19 protein-coding genes are annotated in these 20349 nt (G+C 70.6%); 9 read left to right on the top strand and 10 right to left on the bottom strand.

Translation table 11 applies throughout. The features are described from left to right. Window positions 1-20: 20 nt before the first annotated feature. The 7 genes from sufC to JOD65_RS12910 form a co-directional block, all read right to left on the bottom strand. The gene (sufC, locus tag JOD65_RS12940) at window positions 21-779 is read right to left on the bottom strand and encodes a Fe-S cluster assembly ATPase SufC (RefSeq protein ID WP_191197208.1); all 759 of its coding nucleotides are present in this window, start codon (window positions 777-779) and stop codon (window positions 21-23) included. Next, window positions 776-1111 carry a non-heme iron oxygenase ferredoxin subunit gene (locus tag JOD65_RS12935; RefSeq protein WP_191197209.1) on the bottom strand — a complete coding sequence of 112 codons (336 nt, stop codon included), beginning with the start codon at window positions 1109-1111 and terminating at the stop codon, window positions 776-778. The genes sufC and JOD65_RS12935 overlap by 4 nt, the downstream gene beginning before the upstream one ends. Beyond that, window positions 1111-2334 carry a Fe-S cluster assembly protein SufD gene (gene sufD / locus JOD65_RS12930; protein WP_191197210.1) on the bottom strand — a complete coding sequence of 408 codons (1224 nt, stop codon included), beginning with the start codon at window positions 2332-2334 and terminating at the stop codon, window positions 1111-1113. The genes JOD65_RS12935 and sufD overlap by 1 nt, the downstream gene beginning before the upstream one ends. A gap of 80 nt (window positions 2335-2414) precedes the next feature. Next, window positions 2415-3833, bottom strand: coding sequence for a Fe-S cluster assembly protein SufB (sufB, locus tag JOD65_RS12925; protein ID WP_191197211.1), 1419 nt, complete (start codon window positions 3831-3833; stop codon window positions 2415-2417). Next, window positions 3830-4537: a helix-turn-helix transcriptional regulator gene (locus tag JOD65_RS12920; RefSeq protein WP_191197212.1), complete on the bottom strand. Its 708-nt coding sequence runs from the start codon at window positions 4535-4537 to the stop codon at window positions 3830-3832. Before JOD65_RS12920 ends, sufB begins: the two co-directional genes overlap by 4 nt. Before the next feature lie 93 nt (window positions 4538-4630). Further along, window positions 4631-5455 (bottom strand): ABC transporter permease, encoded by an 825-nt coding sequence (locus tag JOD65_RS12915; protein ID WP_191197213.1) that lies wholly within the window; start codon window positions 5453-5455, stop codon window positions 4631-4633. Further along, window positions 5452-6462: an ATP-binding cassette domain-containing protein gene (locus JOD65_RS12910; RefSeq protein WP_191197214.1), complete on the bottom strand. Its 1011-nt coding sequence runs from the start codon at window positions 6460-6462 to the stop codon at window positions 5452-5454. The genes JOD65_RS12915 and JOD65_RS12910 overlap by 4 nt, the downstream gene beginning before the upstream one ends. A 64-nt stretch (window positions 6463-6526) precedes the next feature. Here JOD65_RS12910 and JOD65_RS12905 point away from each other — a divergent pair, with 64 nt between their 5' ends. From JOD65_RS12905 to JOD65_RS12895, 3 genes are read left to right on the top strand one after another with little or no spacing between them, the layout of a single operon-like run. Beyond that, a complete protein-coding gene (locus tag JOD65_RS12905; protein WP_307821146.1) occupies window positions 6527-7525 on the top strand; it encodes an ABC transporter ATP-binding protein in 999 nt (332 codons plus the stop codon). After that, window positions 7522-8331 (top strand): ABC transporter permease, encoded by an 810-nt coding sequence (locus tag JOD65_RS12900; RefSeq protein WP_191197215.1) that lies wholly within the window; start codon window positions 7522-7524, stop codon window positions 8329-8331. The genes JOD65_RS12905 and JOD65_RS12900 overlap by 4 nt, the downstream gene beginning before the upstream one ends. Next, window positions 8331-9266, top strand: coding sequence for a COX15/CtaA family protein (locus JOD65_RS12895; RefSeq protein WP_224748164.1), 936 nt, complete (start codon window positions 8331-8333; stop codon window positions 9264-9266). The genes JOD65_RS12900 and JOD65_RS12895 overlap by 1 nt, the downstream gene beginning before the upstream one ends. Before the next feature lie 12 nt (window positions 9267-9278). Here JOD65_RS12895 and JOD65_RS12890 read toward each other — a convergent pair whose 3' ends face one another. The 3 genes from JOD65_RS12890 to JOD65_RS12880 form a co-directional block, all read right to left on the bottom strand. After that, the gene (locus JOD65_RS12890; RefSeq protein ID WP_191197217.1) at window positions 9279-9770 is read right to left on the bottom strand and encodes a class F sortase; all 492 of its coding nucleotides are present in this window, start codon (window positions 9768-9770) and stop codon (window positions 9279-9281) included. Then, a complete protein-coding gene (locus JOD65_RS12885) occupies window positions 9767-10696 on the bottom strand; it encodes a hypothetical protein (RefSeq protein WP_191197218.1) in 930 nt (309 codons plus the stop codon). The genes JOD65_RS12890 and JOD65_RS12885 overlap by 4 nt, the downstream gene beginning before the upstream one ends. Window positions 10697-10939: 243 nt before the next feature. Next, window positions 10940-11908: a heme o synthase gene (locus JOD65_RS12880; RefSeq protein WP_191197219.1), complete on the bottom strand. Its 969-nt coding sequence runs from the start codon at window positions 11906-11908 to the stop codon at window positions 10940-10942. Window positions 11909-12132: 224 nt separating this feature from the next. Here JOD65_RS12880 and tkt point away from each other — a divergent pair, with 224 nt between their 5' ends. The 6 genes from tkt to pgl all read left to right on the top strand — a co-directional run bounded on the left by tkt (window position 12133) and on the right by pgl (window position 20253). Further along, the gene (tkt, locus tag JOD65_RS12875) at window positions 12133-14229 is read left to right on the top strand and encodes a transketolase (RefSeq protein ID WP_224748200.1); all 2097 of its coding nucleotides are present in this window, start codon (window positions 12133-12135) and stop codon (window positions 14227-14229) included. Between the two features lie 35 nt (window positions 14230-14264). After that, the gene (tal, locus tag JOD65_RS12870) at window positions 14265-15377 is read left to right on the top strand and encodes a transaldolase (protein WP_191197221.1); all 1113 of its coding nucleotides are present in this window, start codon (window positions 14265-14267) and stop codon (window positions 15375-15377) included. Next, entirely contained in the window at window positions 15374-17035 is a 1662-nt protein-coding gene (pgi, locus tag JOD65_RS12865) for a glucose-6-phosphate isomerase (protein WP_204811522.1), read from the top strand. The genes tal and pgi overlap by 4 nt, the downstream gene beginning before the upstream one ends. Before the next feature lie 61 nt (window positions 17036-17096). Next, on the top strand, window positions 17097-18620 hold the full coding sequence (zwf, locus tag JOD65_RS12860; RefSeq protein ID WP_191197223.1) for a glucose-6-phosphate dehydrogenase: 1524 nt from the start codon (window positions 17097-17099) through the stop codon (window positions 18618-18620). Next, a complete protein-coding gene (locus tag JOD65_RS12855; protein ID WP_191197224.1) occupies window positions 18620-19531 on the top strand; it encodes a glucose-6-phosphate dehydrogenase assembly protein OpcA in 912 nt (303 codons plus the stop codon). Before zwf ends, JOD65_RS12855 begins: the two co-directional genes overlap by 1 nt. Further along, on the top strand, window positions 19528-20253 hold the full coding sequence (pgl, locus tag JOD65_RS12850; protein ID WP_191197225.1) for a 6-phosphogluconolactonase: 726 nt from the start codon (window positions 19528-19530) through the stop codon (window positions 20251-20253). Before JOD65_RS12855 ends, pgl begins: the two co-directional genes overlap by 4 nt. Window positions 20254-20349: the final 96 nt, after the last annotated feature.

The following is a 20349-nucleotide window of genomic DNA, read 5'->3' as shown; positions in this document are numbered from 1 at the left end:
GGGCGGTGCGGGCGGGTGGCTCAGGCGTTCGCCTTGAGGTACTTGTCGTACCCCTCGGCTTCCAGAGCGTCGGCGAGCTCCCGGCCGCCGGACTCCGCGACCTTGCCGTCGACGAACACGTGGACGTAGTCGGGCTCGATGTAGCGCAGGATGCGGGTGTAGTGGGTGATGAGCAGGACGCCCTTGCCCTCGCGCTGGCGGAAGCGGTTGACGCCCTCGGAGACGATCTTCAGCGCGTCGATGTCGAGGCCGGAGTCGGTCTCGTCGAGCACCGCGACCTGGGGGTCGAGCAGCTCGAGCTGGGCGATCTCGTGGCGCTTCTTCTCGCCGCCCGAGAAGCCCTCGTTGACGTTCCGCGTGCCGAACGACGGGTCGAGGTTGAGCTGCTCGAGGGCGGCGTTGACGTCCTTGACCCAGGTGCGCAGCTTGGGGGCCTCACCGTCGATGGCGGTCTTGGCGGTGCGCAGGAAGTTGGACACCGAGACGCCCGGGACCTCGACGGGGTACTGCATGGCGAGGAACAGGCCCGCGCGGGCGCGCTCGTCGACCGAGAGGGACAGCACGTCCTGGCCGTCGAGGGTCACCGAGCCGCCGGTGATCGTGTACTTCGGGTGCCCGGCGATCGAGTACGCGAGCGTCGACTTGCCCGACCCGTTGGGCCCCATGATCGCGTGGGTCTCGCCCTCCTTGATGGTGAGGGTGACGCCCTTGAGGATCTCCTTGGGTCCGTCCTCGGTGTCGACGGTGACGTGGAGGTCGGTGATGACGAGCTTGCTCATGAGGGGGTGACTCCGTTCAGGGTGGTCTCGGTGTCGACGTACACGTCAGTGCCGCGTACCTCGATCGGGAAGGTGGCGACCGGCTCGGTCGCGGGGAGGTTGGTGGGCTTGCCGGTGCGGAGGTCGAACATCGACCCGTGCAGCCAGCACTCGACCTGGCAGTCGGCGACCTCGCCCTCACTGAGGGCGACCGCGGCGTGGCTGCACTCGTTCTCCAGCGCGAAGACCTCGTCGCCGTGGCGGGCGACCACGATCTCGTAGCGACCGAGGGTCACGGCGAGGCCCTGGTCGGTCCTGACCTCGTCGAGGGCGCAGGCGCGCTCGAACGCCATCAGCTGTCCGACCCGAAGGCGGCGAGCGAGCCGAGGTCCTTGAGCACGTTCTTGGCGAGCTCGGCCTCGACGGTGGTGAGGAGGCGGTCCTCGATGGACGGCACGCCCACCTTGCGGATCAGGTCGTTGAAGAAGCCGTGCACGACCAGCCGCTGCGCCTCCGCCTCGGAGACGCCGCGCGACTGGAGGTAGAAGAGCTGGTTGTCGTCGAAGCGCGCCGTGGCCGAGGCGTGGCCGGCACCCTCGATCTCACCGGTCTCGATCTCGAGGTTCGGGATCGAGTCGGCCTGGCACCCGTCGGTGAGGACGAGGTTGCGGTTCTCCTCGTAGGTTTCGATGCCCTCGGCGACCTTGCGGATCAGCACGTTGCCGACCCAGACCGTGTGCGCCTTCTCGCCCTGCAGCGCGCCCTTGTAGAGCGCGTGGGACTTGGTGCGCGGCGCCGTGTGGTCGGCGAAGATCCGGTGCTCGATGTGCTGGCCGGCGTCGGCGAAGTAGAGGCCGAGCAGCTCGGCCGAGCCGCCCGGACCGTCGTAGGTCACGTTGGCGTCCATCCGCACCAGGTCGCCGCCGAATGAGATCGCGGCGTGCTTGTAGGTCGCGTCACGACCGACGCTGGCCTGGTGGTGCGACAGGTGGACGGCGTCGTCGGCCCAGTCCTGGATCGAGACGACCGTGACGTCGGCGCCGTCACCGATCGCGATCTCGACGACCGCGGCGATGGTGGAGGAGCCGGTGTGGTTGAGCACCACGATCGCCTTGCTGTGCGCACCGAACCGCATCGCGACGTGACCGGCCTCGGTCACGGTGACGTCCTCGCCGTCGAGGTCGACGACGATCGGCTCGGACACCTCGGTGTCGGCGGGCACGTCGATCAGCAGGCTCGAGGGCACCTCGGCCAGGACGCGCGCGGCCCAGCGGGTGTTGGGCACGAGCCCGGAGATGCCCCGCAGCCCACGGGCCTCGTCGCCGGACACGCCCTCGATGCGGACACCCTCGGGGGTGTTCCACGTGCACGAGGTCGCGGACCGCATGAACTCGGCGTCGGCGTGCAGGCCCTTGAGCCGCTTGAGCGGCGTGAAGCGCCAGATCTCCTCGCGGCCGGTCGGGACCTCGTGGTCGGCGACGTCGAACGAGCCGGCCGGGTGGAGGTGGCTCTCCACCTTGCCGTGCTCGGGGCCCTGCTCCAGCGCGGAGCGGACGGAATCAGTGGTGACGGTCAAAGCTCTACTTTCTCGTTTCGGTCTCGTGACGGTCGCCGGGGCGACCGTCACGACCAACGGTCAGGCGGCGGGGCGGCAGGTCAGCCGACCGCGCCTTCCATCTGCAGCTCGATCAGGCGGTTGAGCTCGAGGGCGTACTCCATCGGCAGCTCCTTGGCGATCGGCTCGACGAAGCCGCGCACGATCATCGCCATCGCCTCGTCCTGCTCCATGCCGCGCGACATGAGGTAGAACAGCTGGTCGTCGGAGACCTTCGAGACGCTGGCCTCGTGGCCCATCGACACGTCGTCCTCGCGGATGTCGACGTAGGGGTAGGTGTCGCTCCGGCTGATCTGGTCGACCAGCAGCGCGTCGCAGAGCACGTTGGACTTCGAGCCGTGCGCGCCCTCGTTGACCTGGATCAGCCCGCGGTACGACGTACGACCGCCGCCGCGTGCCACCGACTTGCTCAGGATGGACGACGAGGTGTGCGGCGCCGCGTGCACCATCTTGGCGCCGGCGTCCTGGTGCTGGCCCTCGCCGGCGAACGCGATCGACAGCGTCTCCCCCTTGGCGTGCTCGCCCATGAGGTAGATGGCGGGGTACTTCATCGTCACCTTGGAGCCGATGTTGCCGTCGACCCACTCCATCGTGGCGCCGGCGTCACAGGTCGCCCGCTTGGTGACGAGGTTGTAGACGTTGTTGGACCAGTTCTGGATGGTCGTGTAGCGGACGCGGGCGCCCTTCTTCACGATGATCTCCACGACCGCGGAGTGGAGCGAGTCGGAGGAGTAGATCGGGGCGGTGCAGCCCTCGACGTAGTGCACGTAGGAGTCCTCGTCCGCGATGATCAGCGTCCGCTCGAACTGGCCCATGTTCTCGGTGTTGATCCGGAAGTAGGCCTGCAGCGGGATGTCGACGTGGACGCCCTTGGGGACGTAGATGAACGAGCCACCCGACCACACCGAGGTGTTGAGCGCGGAGAACTTGTTGTCACCGACCGGGATGACGGTTCCGAAGTACTCCTTGAAGAGCTCCTCGTGCTCCTTCAGCGCGGTGTCGGTGTCGACGAAGATGACACCCTTCTCCTCGAGGTCCTCGCGGATCGAGTGGTAGACGACCTCCGACTCGTACTGCGCGGCGACACCGGCGACGAGGCGCTGCTTCTCCGCCTCCGGGATGCCGAGCCTGTCGTAGGTGTTCTTGATGTCCTCGGGGAGGTCCTCCCACGACGTCGCCTGCTTCTCGCTGGAGCGGACGAAGTACTTGATGTTGTCGAAGTCGATCGTCGACAGGTCCGAGCCCCAGGTGGGCATGGGCTTGCGGTGGAAGAGCTTGAGGCCCTTGAGGCGCAGGTCGAGCATCCACTGCGGCTCGGACTTCTTGCCGGAGATGTCCCGCACGACGTCCTCGTTGAGACCACGCGTCGCGGTGGCGCCGGCGGTGTCGGAGTCGGACCAGCCGAACTCGTACTTGCCGATGCCCTTGAGCTCCGGGTTGAGTTCTTCGATGGAGGTCATGCCTGCTCCTTTGTCGGGACCGTCTTCGGGTCCGTCTTGAGGGTCTGGGGGATGCACGTGGTGCACACGCCGTCGCCGTGGGCGATGGTCGCCAACCGCTGGACGTGGGTGCCGAGCACGGAGGCGATCGCCTCGGTCTCGGCCTCGCAGAGCTGCGGGAACTCGTGGGCGACGTGGGAGACCGGGCAGTGCTGCTGGCACAGCTGCTCCCCCACGACCGGGAGCTCGCGCACCGATGCCGCGTAGCCGTTCTGGGTGAACACCCGTGCCAGCGCCTCGGCGGGCGTCAGGTCGGGGTTGGCGGCCATGATGTCGGCGTAGTCGCGCCCGACGAAGGCCACCCGGCGCCGCGCGAACTCGACCACGGCGTCCTCGCCCTGCGTCTCGGCCAGGAACCGCATGGCCTGCACGGCGAGGTCGTCGTACTGCTGGTCGAAGCTGTCGCGCCCGGTCTCGGTGAGCGCGAAGACCTTGGCGGGCCGGCCACGCCCCCGGGTGCCGTAGACCTTCTGGTCGCGCGACTCCACGACCCCCTCGTCGGCGAGGTGGTCGAGGTGACGGCGTACGGCGGCAGGCGTCAGGTCGAGCCGGAGAGCCAGGTCGGCGGCGGTCGAGGGACCGTTCTCGAGGATCGTGCGCGCCACACGGTCGCGTGTGGGCGCATCGCCCTCACGCTGTGCCGTCGACGTCCTCACGAATTCCACAACACCAGTGTGTCGTTAATGCTTCCTGTCGTTCAAGCAAGGGTCACCTAAGTGACCCCGCCCACTGTGGAGCCGGGAGCGCCGGCGGCCCGCTCAGTCCGCGGTGCGGGCGCGGAAGGTGCGTATGGCCAGTGGCGCCACGACCGCCGTGATCAGGATGATCCAGCCGATCGTGAACGGGATCGGGTGGTGCATCGGGAACGCCGCGCCCTCGGCGAGAGGCTGGTCGTTGCCCCAGAGCACGCGGACGGCCTGGGTGAGCGAGGAGATCGGGTTCCACTCGGCGACGAACCGCAGGACGGTCGGCATCTGGTCGGTCGGCGCGAACGTGTTGGCCAGGAAGGTGATCGGGAACATCGTCGCGAACATGACGCCGTTGACCGCCTCGACCGAGCGCATCGCGGAGCCGACCCAGATGCCGACCCAGATCATCGCGAACCCCCAGCCGAGGAGCAGGACGTAGCCGAAGGCCGCCTGGAACACGTCGGTGTGGATGCGCCAGCCGATGAGCAGGCCGGTCAACGACATGACGACGAGGCCGATCGAGGCGTGGACCAGGCTCGAGATGCTGCGGCCGACCAGCACGGCCGCCGGGTTGATGGGCAGCGAGCGCATCCGGTCGACGATGCCCTTGTCGAGGTCGGCGGTGAGGCCGACGGCGACGATGAACGAGGCGAAGGCGACGGTCTGCGCCATGATCCCCGGGAGCAGGAACGCGCGGTAGCCGGCGGGCGTCGCCACGTCGATCGACGAGCCGAAGACGAAGGCGAACAGCAGCACGAACATCACCGGCTGGATGGTGACGTCCATCAGCATCTCGGGCATGCGCTTGATGTGGAGGAAGTTGCGGCGGGCGATGGCCCATGACTGGGCCTGCAGCCCGGTCGTGCGGATCTCCGGTCGCTCGAGCGTGGTCATCGGGCCCTTCCTCCTGCGGTCTGGTCGAGCTGGTCTGCGGCGTCGACCTCGACTGTGTCGTCGGTCTCCTGCTCGGCACGGTGGCCGGTGAGGTGGAGGAAGACGTCGTCGAGGCTCGGGCGCTTGAGCCCGATGTCGTCGAGCACGATGCCGCTCTCGTCGAAGATCCCGGCCACGCGTGTCATGTGGCCCAGGCCCTCCGAGGGCGCCGTGAGCTGGCGCGCGCCCACGTCGACGTGCACCTCTCTGACGTAGGGGCGCAGCAGCGCCTCGGCGGTCCGGAGGTCGCCGGAGTGGGAGACCGTCACGACGAGCGCGGCCGCACCGGACTGGTCCTTCAGCTGCAGCGGGGTGCCCTCGGCGATCACCGTGCCGCGATCGATCACGACGATGTTGTCGGAGAGCTGGTCGGCCTCCTCGAGGTACTGCGTCGTCAGCAGCAGGGTGGTCCCGTCGGCGACGAGCTCGCGCAGCACCTCCCACAGTTCCACGCGCGAGCGCGGGTCGAGGCCCGTGGTCGGCTCGTCGAGGAAGAGCACGGGCGGCGTCGCGATCAGGCTGACCGCCAGGTCGAGCCGTCGCCGCATGCCGCCGGAGTAGGTCTTGGCCGTGCGGTCGCCGGCGTCGGACAGCGAGAAGCGCTCGAGCAGCTCGTCGCTGGCGCGCCGGATGTAGGAGGCGTCGAGGCCGTAGAGGTTGCCGATGAGGCGCAGGTTCTCCCGGCCCGTCAGGAGCTCGTCGACGGTCGCGGCCTGACCGGTCAGCCCCATGCTGCGGCGCACGGCCGCGGGGTCGGTCAGGATGTCGTGGCCGGCGACGCGCCCCGTGCCCGCGGTCGGGCGGGTCAGGGTGGTCATCATCCGGACGGTGGTGGTCTTGCCGGCGCCGTTGGGCCCGAGCAGGCCGAGGACCGAGCCCTCGGGGACGGTGAAGGACACCCCGTCCACGGCCACGGTGTCGCCGAAGTGCTTGACGAGGCCCTCGGCCTCGATCGCGGATCGCGTCATGTCGACCACGCTAGTCGCGGGGACCGACAGCCGCTCCTCAATAAGGCGCACCTAGAATCAGTTCGTGCCACCCGCCTCCCCCGCCGTCGAGATCGACGGTCTGGTGATGGCGTACGGCGACAAGGTGGCCGTCGACGGGTTGTCGCTCGAGGTGGCGCGGGGGTCGATCACCGCCGTGCTCGGCCCCAACGGCGCGGGCAAGACCACGACGCTCGAGACCTGCGAGGGCTACCGGGTGCCCCAGCGCGGCACGGTCCGCGTGCTGGGGCTCGACCCGCAGCGCGACCGCGCGGAGCTGCTCCCCCGGATCGGCGTCATGCTGCAGAGCGGCGGCGCCTGGAGCGGCGTACGCGCCGTGGAGATGCTGGACCACATGGCGTCGCTCCACGCGCACCCGCTCGACACGGCGATGCTCGTCGACCGCCTTGGCCTGGCCGACTGCGGACGGACTCCCTATCGCCGGCTGTCCGGCGGCCAGAAGCAGCGCCTCGGCCTGGCGATCGCGCTCGTCGGGCGACCCGAGCTGGTGTTCGTCGACGAACCGACCGCCGGCATGGACCCCCAGGCCAGGCGTACGACGTGGGAGATGCTCGAGGAGGTCCGGGCCGACGGCGTCACGGTCGTGCTGACGACCCACCACATGGACGAGGCCGAGCACCTGGCCGACCGCATCCACATCATCGACCGCGGCGCGCTGATCGCCTCCGGGACCCCGGCCGAGCTGACCCGCGGCGGCCACTCCGCGACCATCCGGCTGGTCGTCAACCGGCCGTTCCCCGACGGCGCACCCGAGTCCCTGCGCAGGGAGCTCGGGCCGCTCACCGAGGTCCGCCAGCTCGACGAGGTGAGCATGCTCATCCACGGTCCGGCCGACGCCACCACCCTCGGCCGCGTCTCGCGGTGGTGCGAGGAGCATGACGTCCTGCCCCAGACGCTCACCCTGGGCCAGCGCACCCTGGAGGACGTCTTCCTCGAGCTCACCGGACGGGAGCTCGAGACACCCCACGACGTTCTCCTCCCCCGCTCCGCTCCTCCGAACAACGCCGCAGGGACCCCCTCATGAGCACCGCTCCCGCCGGCGCCCGCCCGACCGGCACCTTCACACCGGCCCCCGGAGGGGCCGGCCTCGGCCGGATGGTGCTGGCACAGGCGCGCATGGAGGCGCGGCTGATGCTGCGCAACGGCGAGCAGCTGCTGCTCGCGATCGTGATCCCGGTGATCGTGCTCGTGGGAGGTGTCGCCGCGGCGGGTCGCCTCGGCAGCACCTTCGAGGGGCACGCGCCGGTCGACCTCCTCACCCCGGGAGTCCTGGCCCTCGCCGTGATGTCGACCGCGTTCACGTCCGTGGCCATCGCCACCGGCTTCGAGCGCCGCTACGGCGTGATCAAGCTGCTCGGCTCCTCGCCCCTCCCCCGTCACGGCCTGCTCCTGGGCAAGGTGCTGGCACTGCTCAACGTCGTCGCCCTGCAGCTCGTCGTGCTCGTGGTCGTCGCGCTGGCCCTGGGCTGGGAGCCCTCGCTGGCCAGCCCGGCACGCACCGTGCTCGGCCTGCTGCTCACGGTCGGCCTGGGCACCGCGGCCTTCGCGTCCCTCGGGCTCCTCGTCGCCGGTGCGCTGCGTGCCGAGGCGACCCTCGCGCTGGCCAACCTCGTCTACCTGCTCCTCATGGCAGGTGGTGGCGTGGTGCTGCCGACCAGCACCTACGGCGCCGCCGGCGGGCTGATCCAGTGGCTGCCGTCCGGCGCGCTCGGCGAGGCCATGCGCTCCACGCTCGTGCACGCCGACATCGACGGCCGCTCGCTGCTCGTGCTCGCAGCCTGGGCGGTGCTCGGCGCTCTGCTCACGGCCCGGACCTTCAGGTGGGAATGATGGGACGCACCCTGCTCGACCGCCTCGCGCGGTTCCTCTGGCCGCTCGCCGTGGCCAACCTCATCGCCAACATCGGCATCGTCGTCACCGGCGCGGCCGTCCGGCTCACCGGCTCCGGCCTGGGGTGCCCGACGTGGCCGCGCTGCACCGACGCGTCGTACGTCGCCCACGGTGAGCTGGGGCTGCACGGCGCCATCGAGTTCGGCAACCGGCTGCTGACCTTCGTCCTCGCCGCCGTCGCCGTGCTGTGCTTCCTCGCCGCCCTCGGGGCGCGGCACCGCCGCGCGACGCGGCTCGCGCTCGTGATCGGCCTGGGCATCCCGCTGCAGGCGGTGCTCGGCGGCATCACGGTGCTGACCGACCTCAACCCCTGGGTCGTCGCCGGTCACTTCCTGCTGTCGATGGCGATGATCATGGTCTGCGTCGCGTTGATCGACGAGCTGCGCAGCCCCACCCGCGGGATGGCACCGCCGCTGCCGCGCGCCCTCGCCTGGGCGACGTTCGCGTCGGGCTGGGTGGTCCTCTACCTCGGCACGGTCGTGACCGGGGCCGGTCCGCACGCCGGCGACACCGACTCGCCCCGCAACGGCCTCGACCCGGCGACCGTGTCGCAGGTCCACGCGATCTCGGTGTACGTCCTCGTCGCGCTGACCGTCGTGCTGCTGGTCGCGGCGCGGCGCGGCGGACACCGGTGGCTGGCCCGCGTGACCGGGCTGGTGCTGCTCATCGAGGTGCTCCAGGGCGTCCTGGGCTGGGCGCAGTACTGGCTGGACCTGCCGGTGGGCCTGGTCGCCCTCCACATGCTCGGCGCGGGCCTGCTCGCCGCAGGCCTGGCCCGCATCGCCCTCGCCGTGCTGCCCCACCGCGGCGCCGACGAGGCACGGGCGGACGGCGTGCCCCAGACGCACGCCGCCACCCGCATCGGCCCTTCGTAGGCGGTCAGGCGGTCAGGACCGCCCGACCTTGCGGGCGAAGACCACCGTGCGCCGGGAGTAGTCGTCGGCCTTGCAGCCGACGAGCACGATCCGGGCGGGCCCGGCGACGGAGTAGAGCGACCCCATCCGCCGCGACGCCGGCCAGTACTCGCGCCGGGTGACCTCGAACCGGCAGCCCGCCACCTTGATGACGTCGCCGCGTCGCAGCGAGCCCCACCGGTCGGCGACCCCGTTGCCGGCGCGCCAGGCGTGCCCGGCGTAGACGGTGCTGCCGGTGGGGTCGCAGGGCGGGTCGCCCTTCGACCAGGTGTAGACCGCGCCACGGAGCCGGTTGCCGACGGCCAGGGTGTCGTTGCGCGCCGGCACCTTGATGATGGCCGCGTCGGTGCCGGTGCGCCCGATCGTGAGCCGGTCAGGGGCGGCGTGAGCCGCGCCCTGACCGACCACCACGGTCACGCCGAGCGCCATCGCGGCGACGATCCCGGCAGCGCGGGAGCGGGTCATCGCGCTCCGGTGCTGGGTGCGACCTCCGGGGCGTTGGCGCACGGACGGGTGCGGAACGTCATCTTCCACACCTGCTTGCCCTGCAGCCGGTAGGACGCGTCGGCCGCGTGGGCGCGGACGGTGACGCGCTTCGCGCCGGCCTTCAGCCACACGCCCTGGCGCAGGACCTTGCCCTTCGACGTGTAGACGACGCCCGACCGCTTGATCACCTTGTAGACGTCACCGCGGGTGCCGCACTTGTCGATCGTGCGGGCACGGGCCGACACGACGCGTGCCTCGGCGGGCAGCACCTCGGGCGGGGTGACGACGGGCGGGGTGACGACGGGCGGCGTCACCACCGGCGGGGTCACGACCGGCGGGGTCGGGCACGCCTCGTTGCTGTCGGTCGGCGCCGGGTAGGTGACCGACGTCTGTCCGCCGGTGAACTGGTTGCCCGGGTTGGCCGTCACCGTGACGCTGCCGTCAGGGTTGGTGACCGAGGTCCACGGCCCGGACGGGACCTGGCCGTAGTGCGCGTTGCCCGGGCCGCAGTCGTCGACGACCGGGATCGTCGGCGGCTGGACGGTGGTGACCTTGCAGCCGTCCTCGAACTTCGCGACCGGGATGCTCCCGGAGCTGGTGTTGGTGGAGCCGTTGGTCCACCTCGCCGACAGCGTCAGGGTCAGCGGCGAGGTCGGCTTGGTGGTGACGGTCTCGGTGAACGGGCGTGTCTGACGCGAGGTCAGCTGAGTGCCGACGGGGACGACGCCCGGCCGGTTGGACGCGGTGATCGACTCGGTGCGCGTCTCGCTGTTCTCGACGGTCCAGGTGACGGCCCAGCCGCCGCCCGTCTTGCAGACCACCGAACCGTTGATCGTGTTGTGGTGCGCACTGGCCGCCCCGGCGACGCCGACGACGGCGAAGCCCACGGCCAGGACGAGTGTCACGATCCGCGACACCCCACGGTGGATCGGACGGCTACGAACCCCCAGTCCGGCCGCGCCCCCCGCGGTCCGGTGTCGTCGCTCAGGTGTTGAAGACATGCAGAACTACCCCCTGCTCCCACGAGGGATGCCCACTGCCTCCCCCTGCGGAGCATTCAACGGGTGATCGCGTCGGTGGACACGGAACGTTGTCTCAAGAAGATCTCCAGAGTTGTCGCATTCTCCTGACAAGACCTTCGAGATGCGCTATCGGCCGAGCAGGGGGTCCAGTGCTACGGCGACGAAGAGCAGCGAGAGGTAGAGGTTGGACGCGTGGAAGAGCCGCATCGGGTTGATGTCGGTCAGGGAGTCCGAGCCCTTCGCGCGCTTCCACATCCGGTGGGCCTCGACCAGGAAGACGGCGCCCAGGACGGCTGCGGCGATCGGGTAGACCAGGCTCGTCCCGGCGACCGGCCACAGCAGCAGCGACGTGGCGACCATCACCCAGCTGTAGATGACGACCTGTCGTCCGACCTCGGTCGCGGGCTTGACCACGGGGAGCATCGGCACGTCGACGTTGCGGTAGTCCTCGCGGTAGCGCAGCGCGAGCGCCCAGGTGTGCGGTGGCGTCCAGAAGAAGACGACGAGGAACAGCACGACCGGCGTCCAGGCCAGCTCGCCGGTCACCGCCGTCCAGCCGATGAGGGCCGGGAAGCAGCCGGCCAGGCCGCCCCAGACGATGTTCTGGGTGGTGCGGCGCTTGAGCAGCATCGTGTAGACGAAGACGTAGAACGCGTTGGCCAGCACCGACAGCGCGGCCGAGAGCCAGTTGACCCACAGCGCCAGGACCACGGTCGACAGCACGGCCAGCACCGTCGCGAAGACGAGGGCCGAGACCGGCGAGACGATGTGACGGGGCAGCGCCCGTCGCCGCGTACGCCGCATCTGCTCGTCGATGTCGCGGTCGTAGATGCAGTTGTAGGCCGAGGCGGAGCCCGCCGACAGCGCACCACCGACGACGGTCGCAGCGACCAGCCCCAGCGGCGGGATGCCGCGCTCGGCGAAGAACATCACCGGGACCGTCGTCAGGAGGAGCAGCTCGATCACCCGCGGCTTGGTCAGCCCGACGTAGGCGGCGATGACGTCGCGCCAGGACTTCGGCGCGTCGGTCACGACGCCCGGGTCATCGGTCGACGGCCGGGCGGACGCGGCTGCGTTCGGGCCGGCGTGGGACACGGTGGAGAACCTCGGGAGGACGGGGGCGGATGGGACGCGGACAGCAAGGGAACCGAAGGATGAACGGCCAACTGTTCCGGCGTCCGGGACGACCCTCGGGCACGGTCGAGTCTACTCGGCCACGACGATAGGGTCGCAGTCGAGGCCACCCCTGCTGGGCTGTGATCCTGACTGCACCCGGTTGCACTCCATCGAGAGGAACTGCGTTGACCAAGAAGTCCGCCCTGCCCGCCACCCTCCAGTGGGACGACATCGACCGCCGGGCCGTCGACACCGCCCGGGTCCTGGCGATGGACGCGGTCCAGAAGGTCGGCAACGGCCACCCCGGCACGGCCATGAGCCTCGCGCCGGTGGCGTACCTGCTCTTCCAGAAGGTGATGCGGCACGATCCGGCCGACCCCGAGTGGGTGGCCCGTGACCGCTTCGTGCTGTCGTGCGGCCACAGCTCGATCACCCTCTACACCCAGCTCTTCCTCGGTGGATACGGGCTCGAGCTCGACGACCTCAAGGCGCTCCGCACCTGGGGTTCCAAGACCCCTGGACACCCCGAGCTCGGCCACACCGCCGGTGTCGAGGTGACCACGGGGCCGCTGGGACAGGGCGTCGGCAACGCGGTCGGCATGGCTCTGTCGGGTCGCCGCGTGCACGGGCTGCTCGACCCCGACGCAGCTCCGGGCGCGAGCCTCTTCGACCACCAGGTCTACGCACTCGCCTCCGACGGTGACCTGCAGGAGGGCGTCAGCTCCGAGGCCTCCTCCATCGCCGGCACCCAGCAGCTCGGCAACCTCACCCTCATCTACGACCGCAACCGGATCTCGATCGAGGGCGACACCGACATCGCGTTCACCGAGGACGTCGCCGCCCGCTACGCGGCCTACGGCTGGCACGTCCAGACCGTCGACTGGACCAACGGCGGCAAGGAGTACGTCGAGGACGTCCCCGCGCTCTACGCCGCGATCCGCAAGGCGCACACCGTCAGCGACAAGCCGTCGCTGATCGTCGTCGACACCGTCATCGCGTGGCCCGCCCCGAACGCGCAGGGCACCGAGGCCGCACACGGCAGCGCGCTCGGCGCCGAGGAGGTCGCCGCCACCAAGGAGGTGCTGGGCTTCGACCCCGAGCAGACCTTCGAGATCCCGCCAGGCGTCCTCGAGCGCACGCGCGAGCTCCGCGAGCGCGGTGCCGCGTGGGGCGCCGAGTGGGACGAGCAGTACGACGCCTGGGCCAAGAAGCACGCCGCCTCCGCCGAGCTGCTCCACCGGCTCAAGCAGCGCGAGCTCCCCCGCGACCTCGCCGACGCGCTCCCGGCCTTCGAGGCCGACGCCAAGGGCGTGGCGACGCGCTCCGCGTCCGGCAAGGTGATCAACGCGCTGGCCCCGGTGCTGCCCGAGCTCTGGGGCGGCTCGGCCGACCTGGCCGGGTCCAACAACACCACGATCTCCAGCGCACCGTCGGTCGGTCCGGAGATCGCGAAGGTGGGCGAGTGGAGCACCGACCCCTACGCCGGTCGCGTCCTCCACTTCGGCATCCGCGAGCACGGCATGGGCGCGATCATGAACGGCATCGCGGCCGACCGGCTCACCCGCGTCTTCGGCGGCACGTTCCTCACCTTCTCCGACTACATGCGCGGCTCCGTGCGCGTGGCCGCGCTGAGCAGGCTGCCGGTCACCTACGTGTGGACCCACGACTCGATCGGCCTCGGCGAGGACGGCCCGACGCACCAGCCGATCGAGCACCTGGCGGCGCTGCGTGCCATGCCCGGCCTCGACGTCGTACGACCTGCCGACGCCAACGAGACCGTCGCCGTGTGGCAGACGATCCTCGGCCACACCGATCGGCCGGCCGCACTCGCACTCACCCGCCAGAACGTGCCCGTCTTCCCGCGCGGGACGGACGGTTTCGCCACGACCGAGGGCGTGGCCCGCGGCGCCTACGTCCTGATCGACTCCGAGAAGGCCACGCCCGACGTGATCCTCATCGGCACCGGCTCGGAGGTCCAGCTCGCCGTCGAGGCACGCAAGCTGCTGGCAGCCGACGGCATCGACGCCCGGGTGGTGTCGATGCCCTGCCTCGAGTGGTTCGAGGACCAGGACGAGTCCTACCGCGACACCGTGCTGCCCCCGACCGTCAAGGCTCGCGTGTCCGTCGAGGCAGGCGTCAAGCAGGGCTGGCGCGAGCTCGTCGGCGACAACGGTCGCATCGTGTCCATCGAGCACTACGGCGCATCGGCCGACTACACACGCATCTACACCGAGTTCGGCATCACTGCGCAGGCCGTCGCCGACGCCGCCCGCGACAGCGTCGCCGTCGTCACCGCCTGAGCAGCTCGACCCACCATCCCTACGGGAGGAAACCCATGAACGACCGCCTCAAGGCCCTGGCCGACGCCGGGGTGTCCATCTGGCTCGACGACCTCTCCCGCGAGCGGCTGGAGACCGGCAACCTGGCCGACCTGGTGAAGAACAGCCACGTCGTGGGCGTCACGTCCAACCCGGCCATCTTCCAGGCCGCGCTGGCCGACGGTGAGCGCTACGACCCGCAGGTGCGCGAGCTCGCCGCCGCGGGCGCCGACGTCGACAAGGCCACGCAGGTCATCACCACCGACGACGTGCGCGACGCCTGCGCGGTGATGCGCCCGGTCTTCGACGCCACCGACGGTGTCGACGGCCGCGTCTCCATCGAGGTGTCCCCCGGCTTCGCCCACGACACCGGCGAGACCGTCAAGGAGGCAGCCGAGCTCTGGCGGATCGTCGACCAGCCCAACCTCCTCATCAAGATCCCGGGCACCAAGGAGGGTTGGCCGGCCATCACGGAGACCATCGCCGCGGGCATCTCGGTCAACGTGACGCTGATCTTCGGCCTCGAGCAGTACCGCAACGTCATGGAGGCCTACGTCTCCGGCCTCGAGCAGGCCGCCGCCAACGGTCACGAGCTCGCCGACATCCACTCGGTGGCGTCCTTCTTCGTCTCGCGCGTCGACACCGAGATCGACAAGCGGCTCGAGGCCACGACGGACGGGCCGGGCACCGACCCCGACCTGCGCGGCAAGGCCGGCGTCGCCAACGCGCGGCTCGCGTTCCAGATGTACGAGGAGTTCTTCAGCGGTGACCGCTGGGCGGCGCTCGAGGCCAAGGGCGCGCGCAAGCAGCGCCCGCTGTGGGCGTCGACCGGTGTCAAGAACCCCGACTACGACGACACGATGTACGTCGTCGACCTGGTCGTCGAGGACACCGTCAACACGATGCCCGAGAAGACCCTCGACGCCGTCGCCGACCACGGCGAGGTCCGCGGTGACCGCATCCGTCCGTTCTACGACGACGCCGCCGCCCACATGAAGGCGCTCGCGGACGCCGGCATCGACTACGACGACGTGATCAAGGCGCTCATCAAGGAGGGCGTCGACAAGTTCGTCGTCGCCTGGGACGAGCTCCAGACGACGCTCGCGAAGTCCCTCGAGGCCGCTCGCTGATGAATGCGGTCGACCTGACCACGACGCAGGCGTGGGCACGGCTCACCGAGCTCGCGGCGTCGTACGAGCCCGACCTGCGCGCCACGCTGACGCCGGAGTGGGTCGACCGCCAGAGCCTCGCCGCCGCCGACCTCCACGTCGATCTATCGAAGAACCTCCTCGACGGTGACGTGGAGGCGGCGCTGCTCGCGCTCGCCGACGAGGTCGGCGTGACCGGACGGCGGGACGCGATGCTGGCGGGCGAGCACATCAACGTCACCGAGGACCGCGCGGTGCTCCACACGGCGCTCCGGCTGCCGGCCGACGCGTCGCTGAGCGTCGACGGCCAGGACGTCGTGGCCGACGTCCACGAGGTGCTCGACCGGGTGTACGCCTTCGCCGACCGCGTCCGGTCGGGCGAGTGGACCGGCGTCACGGGCAAGCGGATCGCGACGGTCGTCAACATCGGCATCGGCGGCTCCGACCTCGGCCCCGTGATGGCCTACGAGGCGCTCGAGCCCTACCGGCAGGACGGGCTGTCGTGCCGCTTCATCAGCAACATCGACCCCACCGACGCCGGTCAGGCGCTGTCCGACCTCGACCCGGAAACGACGCTGTTCATCGTCTCCAGCAAGACCTTCGGCACCCTCGAGACGCTCACCAACGCCCGGCTGTGCCGGGCCTGGCTCCTGGAGCACCTGCCGTCCGGCACCGACGAGGCGGCCGCGGTCGCCCAGCACTTCGTCGCCGTGTCCACGGCACTCGACAAGGTGGCCGACTTCGGGATCGACCCCGACAACGCGTTCGGCTTCTGGGACTGGGTCGGCGGGCGCTACTCGATGGACTCCGCGATCGGGCTGTCGCTGGTCGTGGCCGTCGGGCCGGAGCGCTTCGCCGAGCTGCTCGCCGGCTTCCACGCGATGGACGAGCACTTCCGCACCGCGCCGCCGGAGTCCAACGTGCCGCTCCGGATGGGGCTGCTCAACGTCTGGTACACCAACTTCCTCGGTGCCCACACCCACGCCGTGCTCCCCTACGCACAGCTGTTGCACCGCTTCCCCGCCTACCTCCAGCAGCTGACGATGGAGTCCAACGGCAAGGGCGTGCGATGGGACGGCGCGGCCGTCGGCTACGACACGGGCGAGGTCTTCTGGGGCGAGCCCGGCACCAACGGCCAGCACGCCTTCTACCAGCTCATCCACCAGGGCACCCGGCTCGTGCCGGCCGACTTCATCGCCTTCGCGCGACCGTCGTACGAGCTCGTCGACCGCACCGACGACGGCGAGACCGACGTCCACGAGCTGCTGCTGGCCAACTTCCTCGCGCAGACCAAGGCGCTCGCCTTCGGCAAGACCGCCGACGAGGTCCGCGAGGAGGGTGTCGCCGAGGAGCTGGTCTCGGCGCGCACCTTCCCGGGCAACCGCCCCACGACGTCGATCATGGCGGCGGCGCTCACGCCGTCCGTGCTCGGCCAGCTCATCGCCCTCTACGAGCACATCACCTTCGTCCAGGGCGCCGTGTGGGGCATCGACAGCTTCGACCAGTGGGGCGTCGAGCTCGGCAAGCAGCTCGCCCAGGAGCTGCGGCCGGCGATCTCGGGAGACGCGTCCGTGGCCGCCGGGCAGGACCCCTCCACGCAGTCGCTGATCCGCTACTACCAGGAGAACCGAGGCCGATGAACAACCCACGACGTTCTTCTCCCCCGCTCCGCTCCTCCGAACAACGACCTGGGGGCCCCGCATGACCCACGCCAACCCGCTACGTGACCCGCAGGACCGCCGGCTGCCGCGGATCGCCGGCCCCTGCGGCATGGTGCTCTTCGGCGTGACGGGTGACCTGTCGCGCAAGAAGGTCATGCCCGCGATCTACGACCTCGCCAACCGCGGCCTGCTGCCGCCGGGCTTCAGCCTGGTCGGCTTCGCCCGGCGCGACTGGGCCGACCAGGACTTTGCGCAGATCGTGCACGACGCGGTCAAGGAGCACGCCCGTACGCCGTTTCGCGAGGAGGTCTGGAAGCAGCTGTCCGAGGGCTTCCGCTTCGTCTCCGGCGACTTCGACGACGATGCCGCCTTCGACCACCTGCGCCGCACCGTCGAGGAGCTCGACCAGCTGCGCGGCACCGGCGGCAACATGGCCTTCTACCTCGCGATCCCGCCCGCCTTCTTCGGCACCGTCGTGGGCCAGCTCAAGGAGCACGGCCTCGCCGACCCCGGACCCGACCAGTGGCGCCGCGTGGTCGTGGAGAAGCCGTTCGGCCACGACCTCGAGTCGGCGCGCGAGCTCAACCGCACCCTCGACGGCGTCTTCCCGTCCGGGTCGGTCTTCCGGATCGACCACTACCTCGGCAAGGAGACGGTCCAGAACATCCTGGCCATGCGGTTCGCCAACAACATGTTCGAGCCGATCTGGAACGCCAACTACGTCGACCACGTGCAGATCACGATGGCCGAGGACATCGGCATCGGCGGCCGCGCGGGCTACTACGACGGCATCGGGGCCGCGCGCGACGTCATCCAGAACCACCTCCTGCAGCTGATGGCGCTCGTCGCGATGGAGGAGCCCATCGCGTTCGACGCCAGGAGCCTGCGCATCGAGAAGCAGAAGGTGCTCAAGTCGGCCACGCTGCCGCCGCGTCTCGACCTCACCACCGCCCGCGGCCAGTACGCCGCCGGGTGGGCCGGTGGCGAGAAGGTCCAGGGCTTCCTCGACGAGGAAGGCATCCGGAAGACCTCCACCACCGAGACCTTCGCCGCGATCACCGTCAACGTGGAGACGCGCCGCTGGGCCGGGGTGCCGTTCTACCTCCGCACCGGCAAGCGGCTCGGGCGACGCGTCACCGAGGTCGCCATCGTCTTCAAGCGCGCGCCGCACCTCCCGTTCGCGCAGACCGCGACCGAGGACCTCAGCCAGAACGCGCTCGTCATCCGCGTGCAGCCCGACGAGGGCATGACCCTGCGCTTCGGGTCGAAGGTGCCCGGCACCGCGATGGAGATCCGCGACGTCAACATGGACTTCGCCTACGGCGGCTCCTTCACCGAGGCCAGCGCCGAGGCGTACGAACGCCTCATCCTCGACGTCCTGCTCGGCGAGCCGCCACTGTTCCCGCGGCACGAGGAGGTCGAGCTCTCGTGGAAGATCCTCGATCCCGTGATCGACTTCTGGGCCCGGAAGGGCAAGCCGGACCAGTACGACTCCGGCACCTGGGGTCCTGAGTCCGCCGACAAGATGCTCGCACGCGACGGCCGTACCTGGAGGAGGCCCTGATGATCGAACTGACTGACACCAACTCGTCCAAGATCGCCGCGGAGTTCATCCGGTCACGCACCCGGGCCGGCAGCCCGGCGATGGGCATGGTGATGACCCTCGTCATCGTCGCCCCCGAGGACGACGCGGCCGAGGCGATGGCCGCGGCCAAGCGCGCCTCGCGCGAGCACCCGTCCCGGGTCCTCGGCGTCATCCTCGGTGACGCTCGCGGCGCCGCACAGGTCAACGCCCAGGTCGGCAGTGGCGACGGCTGGGGCGGCGAGATCGCCGTGATCCGGCTGAAGGGCGAGGTGGTCAAGCACGCCGAGTCCGTCGTGCTGCCCCTGCTGCTGCCCGACTCCCCCGTCGCCATCTGGTGGCCGACGTCCGCGCCGGCCGACGTTGCTGCCGACCCGCTCGGCGCGCTCGCCCAGCGGCGCATCACCGACTCCGCGGCGGTCCCGCGTGGCAAGTCCACCGCGATGCTGACCCAGTGCCGCACCTACGCGCCCGGCAACACCGACCTCAGCTGGACCCGGCTGACGCCGTGGCGCGCGCTGCTCGCCGCGGCCCTGGACCAGCACCCCCTCAAGGTGACCGGCGCCAAGGTGACCGCCGAGCGGATCAGCCCCAGCGCCGACCTGCTGGTGGCATGGCTCAGCGACCGGCTCAAGGTCGACGTCGCCCGCGGCAACTCCGACGGCCCCGGCATCACCGAGGTCACCATGGACACCAAGGACGGCCCGATCCGCATCTCCCGGGCCGACGGCCGGCTGGCGACGTTCACCTCGCCCAACCGGCCCGACCGGCCGGTCGCACTGAAGCGCCGCGAGGTGCCGGCCCTGCTGGCGGAGGAGCTGCGCCGCCTCGACGAGGACGACGTCTACGCCGAGGTCGCCGCCCGCCTCGTCAAGCTGAGGAGCAAAAAGTGAACGCGCCCGAGGTCCGCCGCCACGACGACGCCGACGTGCTCGTCGGCGACATCGCCTCCGCGCTGCTCGACCGGCTCGAGTCCGCGCAGGCTCGTGGTGAGGTGCCACAGGTCGGGCTCACCGGGGGCACCATCGCCGAGGAGCTCCACCGCGAGCTCGCCCGCCGGGCCGTCGACTCCGCGGTCGACTGGTCCCGCGTCGTGTTCTGGTGGGGCGACGAGCGGTTCGTCCCTGCCGGCTCCCCCGACCGCAACGCACGCCAGGCGCGCGAGTCGCTCCTCGACCACGTCCCCGTCGACCCGGCCAACGTCCACGAGGTGCCGGCGAGCGACCAGGTCGCGACGGCCGAGGACGCCGCCGCGGCCTACGGTGAGGCGCTGCGCCAGCACGGCGCCGGGTTCTTCGAGGTGCTGATGCTCGGCATCGGCCCCGACGGCCACTGCGCGTCGCTCTTCCCCGGCCACGCTGCACTGGAGGCCCGCGACGCGATCGCCGTCGCCGTCCACGACTCCCCCAAGCCGCCGCCGGACCGCGTCACCCTCACCTTCGAGGCGATGGAGCGCTGCCGCGCGGTGTGGTTCATCGCCAGCGGCGACAGCAAGGCCGAGGCGGTCGCCCGCGCGCTCGCTGCCGACGGGTCGGTCACCGAGACCCCCGCCCGTGGCGTACGCGGTGAGGAGACCGTCTGGTGGCTCGACGAGGCCGCCGCCTCCGCCCTCTGACCGGGCGAGTGGGCTCGTCCTGACGCCCACATCGGGTCGAGGCGGCGCGTCCTGACCGCCACATCGGGTCGAGTCGGCGCTTCCTGACCGCCACAT

The organism is Nocardioides cavernae (genome assembly GCF_016907475.1).
GTDB lineage: Bacteria > Actinomycetota > Actinomycetes > Propionibacteriales > Nocardioidaceae > Nocardioides > Nocardioides cavernae.
Note: the sequence above shows the minus strand (reverse complement) of the source record. Positions and strands in the feature narration are given on the sequence as shown.